This window comes from Clostridium sp. 'deep sea' (genome assembly GCF_014931565.1).
Lineage (GTDB): Bacteria > Bacillota > UBA994 > PWPR01 > PWPR01.
Map to the genome: position 1 here is coordinate 1,482,233 of NZ_CP063353.1, position 19,493 is coordinate 1,501,725.

The window sequence follows — 19,493 nt, forward strand, 5'->3', positions numbered from 1 at the left end:
TATACTTTACCATATATGTTTATATAGTAAGCTATCTTAGTTAGTTCGGTTTTATTTATATCTTTTTACCAAATCAATACCTTTAATACAACTCATAAACTAATATGTAACAAAAAATGGCACTAAGAAAGTACCATTTAAGTCTTTATTTACCTTTAAATGCTGTAAAACAAAGAGTAGTTTGTTATTTTATTATTGAAAGCACTTTGTTATATATTTCTTCATGTATATCTTCACGTGATCTCATTTTACCATTTATTGTACACTCAATTACTGTCCAATCTTCTAGTTGTGCTACCTCGCAGGCTGCTTGGTAAGCAGCTAAAAGATGTTCTTTATCTGCCTCATGGATATCTACTGCTGAGTTTGTTTTTTTGCTTCTATCTTCTATAAGTTTCATAAATACTTGCGGATCTACCCGTAAAAAGAAAACTATATTAGGCTGTGGTAAACCAATTTTAAAATACTCTAAATCTTTTAACCATTCTAAAAACGCTAACCGCTGCTCTTTATTTGCTATTTTAGCAGTTTGATGAACCATATTAGCAGTTGTATATCTATTAGCAAAAACAATTCCTCCATCTTGGTAAAAACTACGCCACTCCTTAGCATATGAGGCAAATCTATCTACAGCATAAAAGGTAGAAGCAGCATAAGCATTTACATCATTAGCTCTTCTGCCAAGCTCTCCGCCTAAGTACATACGCACTGGTCCAGAAGACTCACTTTGGTAGTTTGGAAAATCTACTTTACGTATATTATAGTTTTCGTGTTTTAGTCTTTCGCAAAGTAATTGTGTTTGAGTTGCTTTGCCACTGCCATCTAAACCTTCCATAACAATTATTTTACCTTTTACAATCATCTATATCCTCCGACGGGCGGTATTCGCCTTCTTCAATTAAAATATCTACGAAGATATCATAGACCTGTTTATCAAACTTAGTTTCTGTTAATGCTGCTAGCTCTACAATAGCTTCCTCTACTGCTTTTGCTTCTCTATAACTTCTGTTTGTAGTCATAGCGTCATAGGCATCTACTAAAGAAATAATTCTGGCCTCCAGAGAGATTTCTTCGCCTTTTAAACCGTATGGATAACCAGAGCCATCTAATCTCTCATGGTGCTGAACTATAATAGGGCCTATATAACGCAAAAAAGATTGCTCCACAATCTCCTTACCAAAAATAGGGTGCATTTTAATCAGCTCCCATTCTTCAGCTGTAGGTTTACTATGTCCACCTACAATATTATCAGATAATTTAATTTTTCCTATATCGTGGAATAAAGCAGCATATAAAACTTTTTCTAATCTCTCGCCAGTTATTCCTAATTTTTGCGCTACTTTACCACTTATATCATGCACTCTTTTTCCATGGCTATGCGTATAATAATCTTTTTTTTCTACACTATTAACCATTTCCATTAAGTCTTTAATTTGTTTACTAATATAATGAAAAATTGGCTGAGTAGATACATATAAGAGCTTTGTTTCAGACAGTGTTTTTAAATATTCTTTGCCTTTAAAATGATGGGTATAAAAATAATCTCCAGCTTGTAGTATTTCCTCTTCGCTATTTTTTAGCCAAGCCAAGCTACCATCAAGTACATAAAAAAACTCCATTACGCTACTACTCTCTTGTGATACAACTTGAATTACTTTATTTGCTTTAATTTCTTGCATTAGTATTTCTGTACCGTCACCACGAGCAAGTAGCTCAAGGGTTGCGGAGTTTTGAGATACCTTCTCTAATGATCCTCCAGATTTCTCTATAAAAAAGCCCTTCATAACGTTGTCACTCCCCAACAATTATCATCAGATATACCTTAATTATAGCAAAAATTATTATAAAAATAACATGAAAATATAATTAATATAATTTAATACTAAAAAAGCCTGCCATTATTAAGCAGACTTTTTCAAAAAATTGTCACATGTTAAAATATAAGTTAATCAGAAATTACAAATAGAGGATCAATATAGGCTTTTTGGCCACCTACCATATAGACTTTAATTTCACATTTTACTTCTACTCCAAGTCTTGCTGCTTTATTTATTGCAGCCTTAGCTTTAAGACCTGTTTCGAACTCAAGCACATCTATAATGGTTTTTATACTCATTCTAGATATAAAATTATCGCCAATTATGTATATAATTTTGTCAGCAATTTCTTGAGCAGTGGCTACATCTCTTTCGATAGCGGCATTTGTTTCTTCTACCATTTCTTTTACATATTCAAGTTTACTGTTACTAGTTACATCTGCAAACGCTACTGAAGCAAATAAAGAGAGAACAAGGGTTATGGCCAGCACATTTGTAAATAATCTTTTCTTCATAAGTTACCCCCTAATAGTAAGTCAGTAAGGAAATTATAATATAATTTTTCCATATTTTCAACAAAAAAAACACTGCAATTAACTAACATTTAGTTTAATGTTACCTTAACTAACCTAATTTGTAATGAAATTAATAGTAGTGTTTTATAGAATTTACTTATTATTAAGAATACGTTCGAGTATAGTTTTTATTTGTTGACCATAGGTTTGATTAGCTTTATATGCCTCATTTACGCTATTGTATTTTCTGGTATCGTAACCAGGATAAGCCCAGCCCGTATTATTAGTATTAAGAGCATTTGCCAAGTCTTCGAGTCTTGTTGCTGTGCCACGTGTAACTAAAGAAAAGCGAGCATCAACACATGTTTGACTCAATGGCTCTGTTGAAGCATAAGCTTTGAGGTGCTGAATTTGAGCCCGTATTCCTTCGCGGGCTGTATTATAGGAACTACCGGTAACTCCTTTTTGGGTTGAGCCCATGCCTGCAAAGTTATACTGGTCTGGCTTTACGTTTCCACCAAATTTAAAGTAGCCAGTTTCTTGAATACTCTGAGCAAAAGCAAAGTCTCCTCTTACTCCTTCTTTTTCGCCCTCTTCGAGGTATATTTGAGCTAATTCTAATGCTGTACAAGGAATTTTTGGTTTAGAATTGTATTTTAGCAAAAATGTTGCCATTTGCTCTGCAGTGGCTTGGGATTTACCCATTATTGAGGTACTAGAGATATCAACCGCTTTGTCTTCATCACAGTTCTCTTCTTCTTGTGTGGTTGTAGATAATTTTATTGAATATGTTTTAGCATCCCAAGCTATCTCATAATTAAAGATATAGGCAATTAACCTTACAGGAACCATAGAAATATTGTTTATATTTTCTATGGCGGCACTCTCTAAAACAATACGACCATTTTTGTATAAACCTTTACCATTTAATAAAATCATCCAGGTATCTTCATTAAGTAAAACTGCAACGGCCGGCACATCTTCGCTCCATCTTACTTCTGCACCAAACAAATTACTAATCTCTCTTAAAGGTACAAACACTGTATCCTTAATGAGTGTTTGCTTTGTTTCTAAGTCTATCTTTTCTTCATTCAAATAAATATGATATGCATCAGCGCTACCAATTAAAGGTGTAAAAAGCACAATACATATCATTATTAAACTTATTATTTTTTTCATATATGTTGCCTCCATCTGCCCTACTATATAGTACAAGTATAGCTGGAGAACGTGTTTGCAACAACATTTGTAACATAATTGTAATATTACAAGCGCTTATTTTGTTGAATTATTGGGAACCTCGGCTTTCAATGAACTCATTCAAGAGCTTTTTAATAACAGCCATGGCAGGAACTCCCAAAAACATGCCTGCAATTCCATACAGTTTCCCACCAATTGTAATTGCCATTATAATCCATAAAGGGCTTAACCCTACACTGCCACCTAGTATTCTTGGCCCCAAATACCAGCCATCGAACTGCTGAAGCAAGAAGATAAATAACACAGTAGCAATTGCCTGCCAAAAGCCAGCAAACAGGGTTATTATAAACGCCGGAATCATACCTATAAAGGGTCCAAAGTACGGAATCATATTAGTTATACCAACTACTAAACCTAAGACTATAGCGTAGGGTATTTTCATGATAGCAAGGCCTACGTAACACATGATTCCAATGATTATAGAGTCTATTACTTTGCCAATAATATACTTAGAAAAAATATCATCAACATCTTGACCAAATTTTAATACTTTATTTGCCATGTTACCTTTTTTAAAAACTGCCTTTACCAGTTTACGTGAGCTGTTTATGATAATTTCTTTTTCCTTTAGCATATAAACTGATATTACTAACCCCATTAAAAAGGTTGCTACTAAGTTTGTGCCTCTTAACACCCCAGTTAATACTCCATTTAAGATTTGGGTTATAGTCTCTGTTAGTTTTGCTGCAATGCCACTAAAGGCAGTTTCTAGGTAGGCTACTAACCCAAAAGAGTCGTTTACTTTTATCTCAGCAATTTTTGCTGTTACCCATTTTTGGGCAATTTTATAATATCCGGGTATGGCCTCTGCTAAATCGGATATGTTACGAGTAAGGTTGGGAGATACTATTCTTATTACTAATACTATGCAGCCTATTACTATTGCATAAAGGATAAATAGGGTTACCCATCTTCGTCCCTTAGTTTTTTTATCTATGATAACCATAAGGGGGTTTAAAAAGTACGCAATTAAAAATGCCCATATAAAGTATGTAAATATAGAAACAAAAAAGCCTAATCCATTACTAAACATTTCTGAGCTATCTACCACTTTAAAAAGTATGATGCAGGTTAAAATCAAAGGAAGTAATTTAAAGTAGCTTTGCCAGCTTCTTTTGTCATTCATTACAACTCCCCCTTTCATATATTTATACTATCAATATCGGTTTTTTAAGCCTATTATTTAGCAGCATATTTACAGTATACCACTATTTACGAATACAAAACTCTTAACATTATCTTAATTATTTAAGGAATTACAGAACTGAAGACTTACTCTCAGTCAGTGGCTAACATTTTTAGTTAAGCTGAGGTAAACTAATCAGTTAGAACTTATGCTAGTGAGCAACACTAACACTTAAACTCTTATGTGTTTATAATTCTATGACCATAACCTCTTCGTGCCACATTATTTCTCCTGTTTTTTTAAACCCTATATTTTCATACAGCTTTTGAGCAATAAGATTTTTAGGCTCAACGCTTAAGTAAAATTTTATATTTCCCAGTTTATTTTTCAAAAATTTTACCAAATGTATCATTGATAGCTTTCCATAGCCTTTTCTTTGATATTTTTTATCAATCATAAATCTACTTAGTTCCCATCTACTAGTTTCTGGATCAAAATCATACATTAAAAAACCAATCATAGTTTCATTATCATAGATACCCAGAGGGTATAATTTTTCACCAAATTTAGCTTGTAATATTGAATACCAGTTTAACGCTACAAACTTTTTTTGATCGTTACTAACTTCTAAATCGATACACTCTTCCCAATTTTCTTTATTAATCTCTTTAAAAATAATATTCATATCTTTTCACTCCTTTTTATTATCTTATAAGCTGAAGAGTTTAAAACCCACTTCCTAATAGTGAGCATAAACATTTAGCAATAAGCTATGAGAGTAATGAATGATTAACGAGGTGTTACCCATTTCTAAACTGTATATACCGTACAATACGAAATACTATAGCCAGCTTTTAATGCTAAGTTTATGGAGGCTGTATTGGCAATAGAAACTGAGTAATGAGGTATTTTGCCTTTGTTAAGAATTGCTTCTGTGAGTTTACTAAGAGCTAACAAGCCTATATTTTTTCTACGCCATTTTGGTAAAACATTTATTCCTATACTGTATAATTCATGATGTAGTTGGGTAGCTGTGGCAATAGCTACAGGCTGGTGTTTATTCCATAAAATAAGGGTGAACTCATCTCTTTTATTTTCTTGATAACTTAAGGCGTTATCAAAACCCTCGTATTGAAATAAATCACTGTTATTTGTGGTTTTAAGCTCAATTCTTAAACTATAATCGTTGCTTATTAAATCTTGTTTAGGCTTTAACTTATGTAATACTAAGTAAGGACCACTTAGCATTTTATCAAACTCTCTAACCAAGCTCTCTAATAAGCTTAAATTATTGGCCTCAAAAAAATCTAGTTTGTTGTATCCCTCATAAATATTTTTTAATTCTTGACAATACACTGAATCTGCCTGAATAATGACTCCAGCACTTGTTGAAACTGCTAATAAACCTTGTTGGCCACACGCTGATTTGGTACTATCATTTTTTACACAAACAACACTTACATTTTGTTTTTCAAACAGACTTTCAGCACAAGCGAGATAACTACTAAGACTCTTAATAAGCTGTTTATTCACAGCAAACACCTCTATACATTTAAATTAAACCACTTTTCTGTATCTTATCATACAAAGGTAAAAATTTAATTAAAATAATTAAAGGGTTTTTTGAACCAAGCCAGAACTAGTCTAGTTAGTTTACATATCTACTACAAGGGGTGTATAAAATGAGAATAGCTATTGCGGAATTTGCCCATGAAACCTGTACTTTTTGTCCTGATAGAACAACATATAATACGCTTAATCCTTACGCCTCACGAGGCAGTAATGTTATTTACAAAAACAAGGGTTTACCCAACTATATTAATGGATTTTTAAATGTACTAGAGCAACACAATAGTGTTGAAATAGTACCTATTATTAGTGTGGGCATGGCTCCTGGACCCTATACAAGCTGGTTCACTGAGAACTGTTTTAATAAGTTTTGTACCGAAATTCAAGACCGACTAGTTAATTCTTTAGAGTTAGATGGAGTTTTACTGGCCCTACATGGTGCTATGGCTGTAGAGGGTATCGCTAAACCCGAGGCAGAGATTGTGCGCAGGGTAAGACAGGTTGTTGGTGATATACCTATTATGGTAACCCTCGATCTCCATGCTAATGAAGATGCTGAATTAACAGATGTTACAGATGCTGTTTTTGTACTTAAAACATATCCTCATCTTGATTCCCAAGAAATAGGTGAAACTGCTGCCCAGTGTATGTTAGATACCCTAGCAGGAAAGCTAAAACCTACTCAAGCATTAGTAAAACCAAATATTGTTTCTGCTAGTATTTTTCAGGCATCAGACTACTACCCAATGAAAGAGTTATATGATTTATGCCGAGAATGGGAGAAACAACAAGAGGTAATTTGTGTAAGTGTGGCTCCTGGCTTCGCTTATGCTGATGTTCCTGATATTGGCATGTCAGTAATTGCCGTTACAAATAATAACCAAGCTTTAGCTCAAAAAATAAGCCAAGAAATTGCAGCTAAGGCCTGGCAATTACGTGATGCTTTAAATCAAAAATTACCTAAAACAAAAGAGGCTGTAAATCAAGTGATAGAGTTAGTTAAGCAAGGCAAAGGGCCTGTATTAATGGCCGATGGTGCAGACCGAACTGGTGATAGTACCCATGTTCTTAAAGAACTATTACTACAAGGTGCTAAAAACTTTGCAATGCCAGGTATAGCTGACCCTGTTGCCACTGCTTATTTAGCAAAGAATCATAAAATTGGAGATACTGTAACTGTAAAAATAGGTGGCTGGGCAAGTGAGTTTTCGGGAGATCCAGTAGAAGTTACGGGAGAGATAATCTATATTGGCAGACCAGAATACCGCCTTATTGGACCTATGGGTAAAGGCAGTTTAGTTAAAAGTTGTTTAATTGTTACCCTTAGTTTAGGAAACGGCAGTTATGTAGTTGTTTCGGAGAACATGAGAGGTGCCATAGACAGCGGTGGTTTTACATCTGCTAAAATAGACTATAAAAAACTAGACATAGTAGTACTAAAAGACCGCGTACATCACCGTGCTTTTTGGGATAGCTACTGCAACGTAGATTTTAAAGTAGATGCCCCTGGTATTGGAGCAGTTGATTTAAAATCATTACACTACGATAATGTACCAGCTGAGGCGTACCCTATTGGTAAAAATTATTGTAAACAATAATTTTTAGGTATGGGCTTACGCTTTGCGTTACGCGGGATGGGTATTTCACTTTGTGAAATACGGGATGGGCAAGCCTTTGGCTTGCGGTTTTTTAGCTCGCTTAGCGTGACATTATTATAAGTTTTTAATTGAATAGCATAGAGGATAAAGCAACTCTACTTATTATAAAGTGTGTTATCCTCTTTTTATTTTAGCCAAAAAATTTTATCCCCACATCAACCACCAAAGCAGGCATGGAAACCTGCCACTACAACTATTAAGACGAGTCTCATTTTAAGACCTATAATGATAAATAAACCCGCGCCAGCCTAAACCGTAGCGAAGCTACCCACACCGAATGCCCAACAGGCATTCCCACTCCGCAATGCCAATACGTTTTATGGAATATAATGGATTAAAATCGTTACATTATAAAACCAACAAATATTAAAGGCGAGCCCTCACCAAAGCAGGCATGGAAACCTGCCACTACAACTATTAAGACGAGTCTCATTTTAAGACCTATAATGATAAATAAACCCGCGCCAGCCCAAACCGTAACCCACAGGGTTACCCAAACCGAATGCCCAACAGGCATTCCCACCCCGCGATGCCAATACGTTTTATGGAAACATAGTAGAATAAAATCGTTACATTATAAAACCAACAAATATTAAAGGCGAGCCCACCCCCAAATAAAAAAGCTTAGGCTTTTTTATTTGCCTAAGCTATTACTCAATTGTGGTATATGTTCTTTCTGTAATTTCTTCTCTATGCTGGGTTTTGCAGCAACGTACTACTATTGAAGCAACTACAGATAATACAGCTGAAATTCCAATTATTACTCCTATTGTTTTCCAAAGCTTTTTCATAAGTAATCCCCCTTAGCTTTTCCTCTTTGGTTAATTATAACAGTATTTAATATTAAACATCAGTTTAAATTACATTTTTAGTAAAGTCAACTGTTACGTTGGTGTATATTAGAGTTTTTCTCTTATATTATATGTGATTATTTTTTTTTAATTATAGTTTTTGCATAATATTTTATATTTGCACTGGGCGCATAACTCTTCCTGCTTTTCAAATTTGTTGTTTTTAATAGCTTTGTCAATTTTAAGTATTACATTATTTAAGAGATTTATGCAACTTATTTCATCTTTTAATTCATTTATATAGTTATATTGATTTCCAGACATCATAAAGTATATGATTAGTGATTGCGGATATTTTTTAAACTGTTTTTTTATGGCTAAAGCATAAAGAGCTATTTGCACTTTGTATTTATTGATTGCACTTTTGGTTTTTGAACCAGATTTAAAGTCTATTATTTTTAAGTTATTGTCGTTTAATACTTTATCTATTACCCCACTCAGTACATAAGACTCGTGTAGCATTGAAAATGGTATCTCAGAGCTAGTATTAATGGTTTGAGATATTTCTGCTAGTAGCTCAGAGTTATGGTACTTTTGCAGTATTTTTTCACTCTCTAATCGGCATATAGGTTTAAGGGCTTGAGGCAACTGTTGCTGTGCTACCACCTTGTTTAATATCTCAAAAAGGCTCTCTTTATTATTGGTTATTTCACATACTTTATGAACTATATCACCTAATAATACATTATCTACTTCTAACTGAAGATCTAGACTCTGCATAGTGGGTATCTTTAAGATATTTTTAAAATAAAATAGCTTAGGACAGCTACTAAAATCAATTAATGCTGAGGCCGAAATTACCGGTTTATTGTTAAATGTTTGGGCTACTTTATTTATTAAGCTAACACCAGTTTCTGTATTGCTACTAACATTTACCACCGAGTTGTTGTGGTAATTATAGGTTTCACCTAACGCCTGCTGTATTATAACTAAGTCTTTTACAGCTGTGTTTTGCTGTGGATAATTTGTTATATCTAAGTAATCTACTAATAGTTTAAGCCAAGATTTTTGCTCTTGCATTGGTAGATTATCGGGAGCAGCTGAAAATATTAATTTATGCTCTGCTCGAGTTGCCGCTACATATAACAATCTATATGATTCTTCGAGCTCCTTGCGTTTTTCGAAGTCTTTCATTTGGTTATAATAGATATTTTTTTGTAGTTTATCTTGCCAGTTCCTTCTGCGAACAACTAAGCCATACTCTTTGCTATACTCTAACATGCTATTTTGATTACCTTTAGATTCACGCTCACATTGGGCAATTATTACAGTGTTAAATTCTAGTCCTTTAGACTGATGAACTGTCATTATTTGCACCGCATTTTTGTTTTCAGTATTTAATGTTGCTTCTCCAAATTGAGCATCACTATCCTTTAATGCCTCTAGGTATCTTAAGATATTTACTTTTGTAATTATATTATTTTGCTCTAAGTTTATTATTGTATTAATAAGCTTCTCTACATTAGCCACTGCCTGTAAACCATAACCTAAAGAGCCCAACAACACGCTAAGATAGTTTGTATCATCTATAGCCATTTGCATAACCTCAGATACAGGTTTAAGGGTTAACATAGTGCGCCATTTTTTAAGCAGAATAAGGCTATTTAACCAAAGCTGCTGCTCTGTTTTGCTTAGTGCGTTACAGGGGGTTAGATTTAATAAGGCTTTTTCACTAGCTAAATAGTAAAGTGACTCATCACTCAAACCAAACAACGGCGATCTTAATATTCCAACTAAAGCCAAAGTGTTTTTGTTGTATACAAAATAGTTGAGCAGGTTTAAAATATCAAGTACTTCTTGTTTGGCAAAAAAACCTCTGCTACCTACCACAACATAAGGTATATTTTGTTTTTGCAACTGCCTCTCGTATATTTTTACATCCGATAAGGCTCTAAATAGTATAGCTATATCTCCAAAGTTAATGTTTTCACTTTGCTGCATTTTAACTATATTGTTGGCAATTATTTTTGCCTCAATCTCATGTCTTTCTTTTGATTTATTATTTTTCACATCTTTTTCTTCTGGCAGCCATAATTCTATTAACTGTTGATTTTCTTGTTCTTGTTTGCCAGCAACTACGATATCGTAGGTAATAGCGGTTTTAGCAAATACTTGTGCAAAAAAGCTATTAAAAAAATTAATTAATTGAGGTTCACTTCTAAAGTTTTCAGCTAAAACTATTCTTTCACCGCTAGCATTTTTAATACTCTCTTCCATTTCCATAAAACCCTCTACCTCTGCGGCTCTAAATCTATAGATAGACTGACGGGCATCACCCACTATAAATAGTTTTTGCTGATGGTAGGGAGCCAAGTATTTTATTAGTGTTTGCTGTAAGGGACTGGTATCTTGAAATTCATCTACCATAAGGTATTTAAATTTTGTTTGATACTCTTGTCTTATTCTTTCATTACTGGCTAAAAGGTTTAACAGCTGCCATTCTAAATCACTATAATCTAATAACCGTCTTTGTCTTTTAATACTGCTATACTGATAGTGTATTTTTGCTATTAAATCGCTTATTTTATGCCAAATAGGCAGGGCATCAAAGTATGCCAACACTGCCTCAAAATCATAAACTAAGCCGGTGTTTTTACTTTTGTTGCTTATTGATTTAACTAAATCTGCCAGTTCTTTTGGCGGTCTACTACAGTCTTCTTTAAGCTGTAAAAGCAGCTCATTCACTTCATAGTTCAAGAGACTATCTGCTTGCTTTATGGTATTAATATGATTATCTACATTTATATTTTGCCACTTTTTTACAAACTTAGTTTTACTTTTTGATTGCTTAACTTCTTCTTTTACTTCTCTTAAACTCTCTACTAATTCAAAGCGTATTGTATCTAAGAGGGTAACTGCTATAGAGTTAAAGTTTAGGGCTTGTTTTGCAACCGCTGTAGGCTCACCACCCAATGATCTTGACTTTAAGTAAACCTTTAATAAGGCATCTATAACAGCGTTACTGCTACCTAATAAAGAGACTAATTGTTTAATTTCATTGTTTTGTTTAAACTCGGTTGCTAAAATAGCTTTAATTACATCTTGTAAAGCCATATGTGACTGTATTTCATCCATTAAGCCAGACTCAGGATGAATTTGCGCCTCTAAGGGATAGTTTTTTAATACATTTAAACCAAAGCTATGAATTGTTGTTATATGGGCAGTATCAAGCTGGTTTTTTACTGATTTCCAATAGTTTTGCTCTGGTATTGTTTTTGCATGATCTACCTTACTATTAATAAGCTCTCTTACTCGCCTTTGCATATCTAATGCGGCTTTATTGGTAAAAGTTATTGCTAATATTTCACTTAATAAGGCTTTTTTTTGCTCTATTAACTGACTATATTTATTTACAAGTACGGTAGTTTTGCCCGATCCTGCCCCTGCGCTTACTGAGAGATTTTTGCCAAATGTCTTTATTGCTTTACTCTGATTCTTGGTAAATTTCATTTCTCTTAGCCTCCACTATGGCATGTAATAAAGGGGTCATTCTACAGATGTTTTTATAAGGGCAGAATGATGGACACGGTCTTTGAGGTGTTAGTTTAAAATTGCCATTAATGATATTATGTTGGTAGTTTAGCGCTAGTTCTTCTACATGGTTTTGCAAATCAAGCCAATCATCGGGTTTGACTTTATCGCTAATTCTATTACTAAGGTTCACCCTTGTTAAATAATCAGCATGCCACATGCCACTTTTGCGGTTGAAGTCTGCCCCAATGCGATAATATCCTCCCCCAATTATTTTTTTGTGGGGGTATTTAAAAGCAGCGGCTTTGCAGTAAAATGGTATCTGAAAAGCTACACCATCTTTAATGTCCTGCAGCTTAGCGGCAAGCCCAGATTTGTAATCATAAACAACTATTATTTCATCACCAATATCAATACGGTCAATAAAGCCCTCTACTTTTAGTTTATTAGTAGCTGACTTTAGCACTACGGCATGCTGTTTATTGAAGCTGTATTCAAAATCACTGGGTAACAGATTGGTACATTCTTGCAGTTTTATTTCATTTCTTAGCCATAATCTTAATAGGTACAGTATTCTATCACTCTCTATTAAAACCCAAGTTTCACCCTCATCGGTTAATAAGTTTTTCATTTTAACTATTTGTTTGTTTAATAAGTCTTTTAATTGCTGCTCATAGTTTTCGATTTCAGCCAGTTTTAATTGGCTATTACTCTTTAAAAAACTAGCTAAAACACTATGAATAATATTGCCTCTAATAAGTGGGTTAACTTCTATAGATAGTTGCTCGAGTTCTTTAACTTTTAACACCCTGTGCAAATAAAACGAAAAAGGACATTTTCCGTATTGCTCTAACATAGTTGTACTATAAATGGCGTTATCGCCAAACTTGCTACTAAGCTTAGTTTTTATTTTAGTATCACTAATTACCCCGTTATAGGCACTATACTCATTATTGTAACGTAGTTTTTCAATTAAAATTCTGTTATCTATATAGCTATTGTTTGCTAACCCTTTTATTAATACATTACGCAGTAATAACTCTTGTTCATTGTAAGCCAGCCTATGACTTTTATTTATTAAATCAATGCTTTTAGTAATTAAAGTACATTTATTATTTGTTAGCATTAATTCCGAAACATACTGGGATGCAAGCATTTCTTTTTCTTCGTTATTGCGAAGCAAATAAGAGATATTTAATACTTGAGTTGCGCTTTCTAACACTCTTATAAAACTAAGTTTTTCACTCTTGCGATAATCTTTAATGGCCTGAAGGGGTAGCTTTATTTCGTCATTACTAATATTTTGCAACCAAGACTCTTTACCACGCTGAGGCCATTTACCATCATTAAAGCCTACAATAAATAAATACCTATATTTGTTTCCGGCTACTTTGTGGGCATTAAGAAGTTCAACACAGTCACAAACTTCATTGTGATAGGCTACATTTTGCTGTTTTATTACATCTTGTAAGATTATAAAAAAACTATTCAGGCTCATTACCTCAGGCCACAGATAGCTGAACTGACTATGGGTTTTGAGCATGTTAATAAATAAAGACCAGCTTTTTATTAGGTTACTTGCCTCTATTTGAGATACTTCATTACACAGTAACAAAATGCTCTCATGCACACCAAAATTTTTAATAAGATTTAGCAGAGCATTGGCATGCTCTTGATAACTACCTTGTTGAGGTAAACTGCTATATAGTTTTTTTATTGAAAGCAAACTAGCTTCAATCTCTGCAAGTTGTTCATAACTTAATATTGTTGAATCTTCGCTGGTTAATTGCTCTAAGGAGCATAAATTCTTTTGTCTTCTACAGGCATTTATCCAGTTATGTAAAGGCCCTGGGCTAGGTGTTATTCTAATAAAGTCTGCTAGTAAGCTGGCATTAATACTACTAGGAAACTGATAGTTATTTGTTAAAAGGCTTAAAAATTCATCTGCAGACCAGTTGCTTAACTGCACCTTTAATAGCTGTAGGCTAAGTTTTATAGGCATACTATGGATTGCTACATTTAACACATTGGTTTTTAATTTTACTTGAGCCTGCTCAGCATAATAGCTTAATAAATTACTGTATTCATTGGTGTTTTTAGCTACTATCACTATATCTTTAGCAGCAATATTATTATTAAGTTGAATACTTTTTATTTTGCGAATAATATGCTTTGCCTCTAGTCTTTTGGAGTTATAACCCTGAATATTAACCGTTTGCCTATACTCATTTTTCTCATTAGTAAACAGGTACTGAGCTAAATCATGTTTGTTGTTATTTAAAAGCTTTCGTTTTGTAAAACCAAGATTTATAAAATGCTTAATTAGGCTAAACTCTCGCTCAAAAAAATCTTGTTTTTCATTTGCTTGCATAATTACTATTATGTTTGTAAACTTTTTTACCAATTGCTCAACTAAATCAAGTTGCAATTTATTATACTGTAAACCAGCTAAAACTAATAAATCTCCACCAAAACTTACTTCATCACTTTTACATAAATTTACAGCTAAACTAGTAGCCTGTTCAAAATCTATTAAATTATTTTTTAATAACTCTTGGTAATACAAATGATACACCAGCATAATATCATGGTACCTTAAAGGCATATCTGGCAGTAAAGTTAGTTGATTTGCTTTATTACTGTAGTAGTGTTTTATTTCTTTTATAGTTGTTAGTATTGCTGGGGCCATATCCTCGATATTGCTAAAATGATTATAGTATTTAAGCTTTTGTTGTTCTAAAAGCCGAAGCAGTATTTTAGCCACCAATACAGAAGCCATAGCTTTATCTATAATAGTGTAGTTAATATTATGTTTTTTTAATATTCTTTGCACTAATACCGTTAGTGATATAAAACCGCCGTTATAGGTTATATTACTATTGTTTACTAAATACTGTTTTGAAGCACGTTTAACAAGCCTAGCATTAGGTAAAACATAATAGGCAAGATTATTTGAATTAAGACTATTTTGTAGTTTTAGTAGCAGCTCATTGTTGATGGGTTCATAAGACCTTGTAAGCCAAATTTGTTTAGTCATTACTAAACTACCTCCAAAATTGTTGACTTTATTTATTATTTTGCATACTATAATAGTTGTTTTTAATAACCCTAAACTATTCATAAACATTGTTAAAATAACAAAAATTAGCAAAGTATCATAAACCTAGATAACGGAGTGATTATTAATGGCAATATTTAAACTAACCATACCAATATACACTATAGTATTTTTAGGGTGGTGGCTACAATACAAAGGTTATTATAATAAAGAGGTTAATAGTTTTATTTCGTTTATTACTTACAGAATAATGTTACCTTTATCAATATTTATGAAAATCAGTACTTCGGATATGGAAATTACAAATCAAACATTATTGTTCTTTAGTATACTGCTTGTTCAGTTATTTATTTTTTATATTTTCTTTAAAAAACTTTTTCAAAAACAGGGTTTTGAAAGCTTTGTTAACTCTATTCGCGGAAACTCAATTTATTTAGGTTTTCCGGTTATGATGCAGTTACTGCCAGCTAAAATTCTACCTTTAGGTATGGTTATTGCCAGTGCCTTTTCACCTATCACTATCTTTGGCATTGAAATAGTGTATAGATTAAACAGCAGAAAAAACGGCAAACAAATGCGTAAAGCCAGTTTTATAAAAAATCCGTTAATTCAGGGTCTTGTGCTTGGAGTAGTATTTAACTACTTTAATATTTGGAACCCTTTGTTAGGAGATTTAATTTCTCAAATAACTAAACCCGTAATGTTCTTATCGCTAATAATTGTAGGTGCTAACTTTAACACTAAATCTCTTAAAATGGCAAAACTAGGCATTCAAATGGTGGTAATCTTATTGGTTAAGTTAATTGCTTTACCAGTAATATTTATGGTCACCGCTCGATTATTAAATTTTGATATAAGCTACACTGCTATTGGCTTAATTTTATTTTCAACACCAGGGGGCGTTTCTAACTACGTTATCTTGGCAGAATTAGAGGAAGCCTCAGATTTAACTATTAACTGTACCTTAATAGGAACAGCTATTTATTTAGTTATGTTGCCTTTAATAGGTTACTTTGTTAGTTTAATAGTGTGATATGGTAATTAGGTTAAAATATTAATTACACGTTTCCTAAATATCTACTACGGAATCACACAGAGGTGATTCCCTACAGTTGTTCAATTATAATATATTGGTAGTGAACGTGCCTCCGTGCCGTTCATAATCTTGTTTTATTAGCTATTTATCTTTATTTAAAATAATAATTACACGTTTCCTTGGTATCTTCTACGGAATCACACAGAGGTGATTCCCTACAGTTGTACAATTACAATATATTGGTAGTGAACGTGCCTCTGTGCCGTTCATAATCTTGTTTTTTTAGGTGTTTATCTTTATTTAAATAATAATTACACGTTTCCTAAATATCTACAACGGAATCACACAGAGGTGATTCGCTACAGTTATACAATTACAATATATTGGTAGTGAACGTACCTCCGTGCCGTTGATATTCTTGTTTTATTAGCTATTTATCTTTATTTAAAATATTAACTATACGTTACCTCTGTATCTACTACGGAATCACACAGAGGTACTTCCCTACACTGAGAATTTTAATGAATATTGAGGTAGAATTCATAACTTAATTATACATTACTTTTATATTATTTGTATGAGTAAACAGTTAATTAGCGTGTTAATCATCCTAATTGCACAGCAATTACCTAACCATAAGAGCTAAAGCTCGAACCCACCCCGATTATCCAAGGGATAATACCAAACCCTATGCTAAAAGCATAGCCAAATCAGGACCACCCCTAAGAGGGGTGGTTTGGACAAGCCCTATAAGGGCCTACTACTTACCAGCGCCTAAATGACGCCCAGCTTGTACTTCGTTCAAGCCTAGTGGACTGATTACTTGCTACCCTTAAAAGGGTTTACGTACTCTTTGGTATATAATTTATCTTCTATTTGATCATGTTTATCTTGTTCTCTAATATATTTCTGTACTGTTGCAGTTCTTATACCTACAGTACTTACATAGTATCCTGTTGCCCAAAAATTTCTCTTCCCAAACTTATACTTTAAATTTGCATGCCTCTCAAATATCATCATTGCACTTTTCCCTTTAAGATATCCCATTACTTGTGATACACTCAACTTTGGAGGTATTGATAGCAACAGATGTACATGATCTGCTTTCATATATCCCTCTATGATTTCGATACCTTTCCATTTACATAAATCTTTTATTATATTTTGTATATCTTTTCTTAACTTATAGTATATTATTTTCCTTCTATACTTCGGGGTGAATACTATATGATATTTGCATACCCACTTTGTATGTGCTAAACTTTTTGCCATAAAAGCATCTCCTTATGTGTGTATAATCTAGGCTTGAACAACCATATTATACTTTAAGGTGATGCTTTTGCTTAAGCTTAAATCTCACCCGCGTAGCAGGTGGTTTTTGAAGGACTCTCCGAGTCCTTACACGTGCTAAAGCATAAACCAAAAAAAGGTCACTTCTTAAAAAGCGACCTTTTTGATATTATTGTAGATTTGTAAGGTAACGATTTGCTTTTGCAGATCGTATTATTATGAACTTCGCACACACACATTATTTGCGTGATCAGCAATTCTCTCAAAATTTGAAATTATGTCTAAATATACAATTCCAGACTGTGGGTGACAGGTTCCATCACTTAATCGTTTTATATGATGTTTACGAAGCTGAGCTTCAAGCAAATCAATTTCTTGCTCTTTCTCACCTACTCGTTTAATTAGTGGTTCGTTATGCTTTTTAAGAACATCTAAGCTATCTTCAACCATAGTTCTTATTTCATTATACATATTATTTAATTCATTATAGGCTGTTTTAGAGAATGGTAGCTTTTTATCTACTTTGTTTTCAGCTAACTCAGCAATGTTTTCAGTGTGGTCTCCAATACGCTCTATATCATTTACACACTCAAACAAGTAGTTAAGGCGTACAGATTGATCCTCTGTTAAACTACTTTGGGATACATCTACAAGGTAATCCATAACCTCTCGCTCTAACTGATTAATTGTTTGCTCTAATTCATATGCATGTTTTATTAGTTTTATATCATCGCTTAAAAACGCCTTTTCTGTTGAGTTTAACATATCTAGTGCTATTTCACCCATACGATAAATTTCTCGAGTAGCTTGACCTAAAGCTATAGATGGGTTACTTAATAACATTCTATCGAGATAAAGGTTTATATTACTACCTTCATCGACTTTATCTTTACTTTTTTCAGGAACGATTTTTTCAATAAACCTTACATAGTAAGTTATAAATGGTACAAGCATTAAGGTATTTGCTATGTTAAATATTGTATGCGCATTGGCAATTTGTCTCTCTGGTATCGTTGATGTTGACATGGCTAATACGGAGAAGGGTTTTAGTATTAACATAAAAATAACTACCCCTCCAACATTAAAAATAGCATGTGCTATGGCCGCCCTTCGAGAAGTAAGAGAGGTATTAATTGAAGCTATTAAAGCTGTAATTGTTGTGCCTATATTACTACCTAAAATAAGTGGTAAGGCCGCCTCAAAATCTAATAATCCTTGTGATGCTAAGGCTACTACTATTGCCGTTGTAGCACTACTACTCTGAATAATTGCGGTAAATACTGTTGCAATTGCTACTCCTAAGAGAGGATTTTGAGCCACACTCGCCATTAAATCTATAAATGGCTGATATGTTCTAAGTGGCTTCATTGCTTCGCTCATAGTATCCATACCAAAAAATAGGATACCAAAACCTAAAAAGATCTCGCCAACGTCTTTAGTACTTCTCTTTTTACCAAACATTAATAAGATAATGCCAATGCCAATGGCAACTGGAGCAAAGTGTGTGAGCTTAAAAGAAACCATTTGAGTTGTAATGGTTGTACCAATATTAGCACCTAAAATAACCCCTACTGCTTGCTTTAGAGTCATTAATCCTGCATTTACAAAACCAATAACCATAACCGATGTTGCACTACTGCTCTGCACAATTGCTGTAGTTACGGTTCCTACTAAAACCGCTAAAAGTGAGTTAGAAGTTAAAACCTCTAATAACCTCCTCATGCGATCTCCAGCAGCTTTTTGTAATCCACCAGCCATTAATTGCATTCCGTAAAGAAATAAACCTAAACCTGCGACTAGACTCAAACCAATCGCCTGAAAATCTAACATATTAGTTACGCT

At 33.4% G+C, this 19,493-nt stretch carries 14 protein-coding genes; 2 read left to right on the top strand and 12 right to left on the bottom strand.

The window, feature by feature from the left end:
- Positions 1-184: 184 nt before the first annotated feature.
- From IMX26_RS06975 to IMX26_RS07005, 7 genes are all read right to left on the bottom strand, one after another.
- Positions 185-862 (bottom strand): deoxynucleoside kinase, encoded by a 678-nt coding sequence (locus IMX26_RS06975; protein WP_195160953.1) that lies wholly within the window; start codon positions 860-862, stop codon positions 185-187.
- Positions 846-1,784 (bottom strand): HD domain-containing phosphohydrolase, encoded by a 939-nt coding sequence (locus IMX26_RS06980; RefSeq protein WP_195160954.1) that lies wholly within the window; start codon positions 1,782-1,784, stop codon positions 846-848. The genes IMX26_RS06975 and IMX26_RS06980 overlap by 17 nt, the downstream gene beginning before the upstream one ends.
- A 161-nt stretch (positions 1,785-1,945) precedes the next feature.
- On the bottom strand, positions 1,946-2,332 hold the full coding sequence (locus tag IMX26_RS06985; protein WP_195160955.1) for a hypothetical protein: 387 nt from the start codon (positions 2,330-2,332) through the stop codon (positions 1,946-1,948).
- Positions 2,333-2,485: 153 nt separating this feature from the next.
- Entirely contained in the window at positions 2,486-3,511 is a 1,026-nt protein-coding gene (locus tag IMX26_RS06990) for a stalk domain-containing protein (RefSeq protein ID WP_195160956.1), read from the bottom strand.
- 109 nt (positions 3,512-3,620) lie between these two features.
- Entirely contained in the window at positions 3,621-4,718 is a 1,098-nt protein-coding gene (locus tag IMX26_RS06995; protein ID WP_195160957.1) for an AI-2E family transporter, read from the bottom strand.
- A gap of 247 nt (positions 4,719-4,965) precedes the next feature.
- Complete coding sequence (locus IMX26_RS07000) at positions 4,966-5,403, bottom strand: GNAT family N-acetyltransferase (RefSeq protein WP_195160958.1); 438 nt, start codon at positions 5,401-5,403, stop codon at positions 4,966-4,968.
- 125 nt (positions 5,404-5,528) lie between these two features.
- A complete protein-coding gene (locus IMX26_RS07005; RefSeq protein ID WP_195160959.1) occupies positions 5,529-6,251 on the bottom strand; it encodes a GNAT family N-acetyltransferase in 723 nt (240 codons plus the stop codon).
- A 149-nt stretch (positions 6,252-6,400) separates the two neighbouring features.
- On the opposite strand from IMX26_RS07005, the gene IMX26_RS07010 reads away from it, so the two are divergent.
- A complete protein-coding gene (locus tag IMX26_RS07010) occupies positions 6,401-7,885 on the top strand; it encodes a M81 family metallopeptidase (RefSeq protein WP_195160960.1) in 1,485 nt (494 codons plus the stop codon).
- A 710-nt stretch (positions 7,886-8,595) separates the two neighbouring features.
- On the opposite strand, the gene IMX26_RS07015 is transcribed toward IMX26_RS07010, so the two are convergent.
- The 3 genes from IMX26_RS07015 to IMX26_RS07025 form a co-directional block, all read right to left on the bottom strand.
- The gene (locus tag IMX26_RS07015) at positions 8,596-8,736 is read right to left on the bottom strand and encodes a hypothetical protein (RefSeq protein ID WP_195160961.1); all 141 of its coding nucleotides are present in this window, start codon (positions 8,734-8,736) and stop codon (positions 8,596-8,598) included.
- 147 nt (positions 8,737-8,883) lie between these two features.
- On the bottom strand, positions 8,884-12,246 hold the full coding sequence (locus tag IMX26_RS07020) for a UvrD-helicase domain-containing protein (protein ID WP_195160962.1): 3,363 nt from the start codon (positions 12,244-12,246) through the stop codon (positions 8,884-8,886).
- Positions 12,221-15,304 (bottom strand): PD-(D/E)XK nuclease family protein, encoded by a 3,084-nt coding sequence (locus tag IMX26_RS07025; RefSeq protein ID WP_195160963.1) that lies wholly within the window; start codon positions 15,302-15,304, stop codon positions 12,221-12,223. The genes IMX26_RS07020 and IMX26_RS07025 overlap by 26 nt, the downstream gene beginning before the upstream one ends.
- Positions 15,305-15,452: 148 nt before the next feature.
- Here IMX26_RS07025 and IMX26_RS07030 point away from each other — a divergent pair, with 148 nt between their 5' ends.
- Complete coding sequence (locus IMX26_RS07030; RefSeq protein ID WP_195160964.1) at positions 15,453-16,358, top strand: AEC family transporter; 906 nt, start codon at positions 15,453-15,455, stop codon at positions 16,356-16,358.
- An 822-nt stretch (positions 16,359-17,180) separates the two neighbouring features.
- Here the strand turns inward: IMX26_RS07030 and tnpA are convergent.
- Together tnpA and IMX26_RS07040 are read right to left on the bottom strand one after the other, a co-directional pair.
- Positions 17,181-17,633 carry an IS200/IS605 family transposase gene (gene tnpA, locus IMX26_RS07035; protein ID WP_195160965.1) on the bottom strand — a complete coding sequence of 151 codons (453 nt, stop codon included), beginning with the start codon at positions 17,631-17,633 and terminating at the stop codon, positions 17,181-17,183.
- Between the two features lie 234 nt (positions 17,634-17,867).
- On the bottom strand, positions 17,868-19,481 hold the full coding sequence (locus IMX26_RS07040; RefSeq protein ID WP_195160966.1) for a Na/Pi cotransporter family protein: 1,614 nt from the start codon (positions 19,479-19,481) through the stop codon (positions 17,868-17,870).
- Positions 19,482-19,493: the final 12 nt, after the last annotated feature.

What these genes read in the sequence shown, in the direction of transcription:
- IMX26_RS07020 (WP_195160962.1), bottom strand. Translation starts at nt 12,246, where the DNA reads ATGAAATTTACCAAGAATCAGAGTAAAGCAATAAAGACATTTGGCAAA.
- tnpA (WP_195160965.1), bottom strand. Translation starts at nt 17,633, where the DNA reads ATGGCAAAAAGTTTAGCACATACAAAGTGGGTATGCAAATATCATATA.
- IMX26_RS07015 (WP_195160961.1), bottom strand. Translation starts at nt 8,736, where the DNA reads ATGAAAAAGCTTTGGAAAACAATAGGAGTAATAATTGGAATTTCAGCT.
- IMX26_RS06980 (WP_195160954.1), bottom strand. Translation starts at nt 1,784, where the DNA reads ATGAAGGGCTTTTTTATAGAGAAATCTGGAGGATCATTAGAGAAGGTA.
- IMX26_RS07040 (WP_195160966.1), bottom strand. Translation starts at nt 19,481, where the DNA reads ATGTTAGATTTTCAGGCGATTGGTTTGAGTCTAGTCGCAGGTTTAGGT.
- IMX26_RS06995 (WP_195160957.1), bottom strand. Translation starts at nt 4,718, where the DNA reads ATGAATGACAAAAGAAGCTGGCAAAGCTACTTTAAATTACTTCCTTTG.
- IMX26_RS07010 (WP_195160960.1), top strand. Translation starts at nt 6,401, where the DNA reads ATGAGAATAGCTATTGCGGAATTTGCCCATGAAACCTGTACTTTTTGT.
- IMX26_RS07000 (WP_195160958.1), bottom strand. Translation starts at nt 5,403, where the DNA reads ATGAATATTATTTTTAAAGAGATTAATAAAGAAAATTGGGAAGAGTGT.
- IMX26_RS07030 (WP_195160964.1), top strand. Translation starts at nt 15,453, where the DNA reads ATGGCAATATTTAAACTAACCATACCAATATACACTATAGTATTTTTA.
- IMX26_RS06990 (WP_195160956.1), bottom strand. Translation starts at nt 3,511, where the DNA reads ATGAAAAAAATAATAAGTTTAATAATGATATGTATTGTGCTTTTTACA.
- IMX26_RS06985 (WP_195160955.1), bottom strand. Translation starts at nt 2,332, where the DNA reads ATGAAGAAAAGATTATTTACAAATGTGCTGGCCATAACCCTTGTTCTC.
- IMX26_RS07025 (WP_195160963.1), bottom strand. Translation starts at nt 15,304, where the DNA reads ATGACTAAACAAATTTGGCTTACAAGGTCTTATGAACCCATCAACAAT.
- IMX26_RS06975 (WP_195160953.1), bottom strand. Translation starts at nt 862, where the DNA reads ATGATTGTAAAAGGTAAAATAATTGTTATGGAAGGTTTAGATGGCAGT.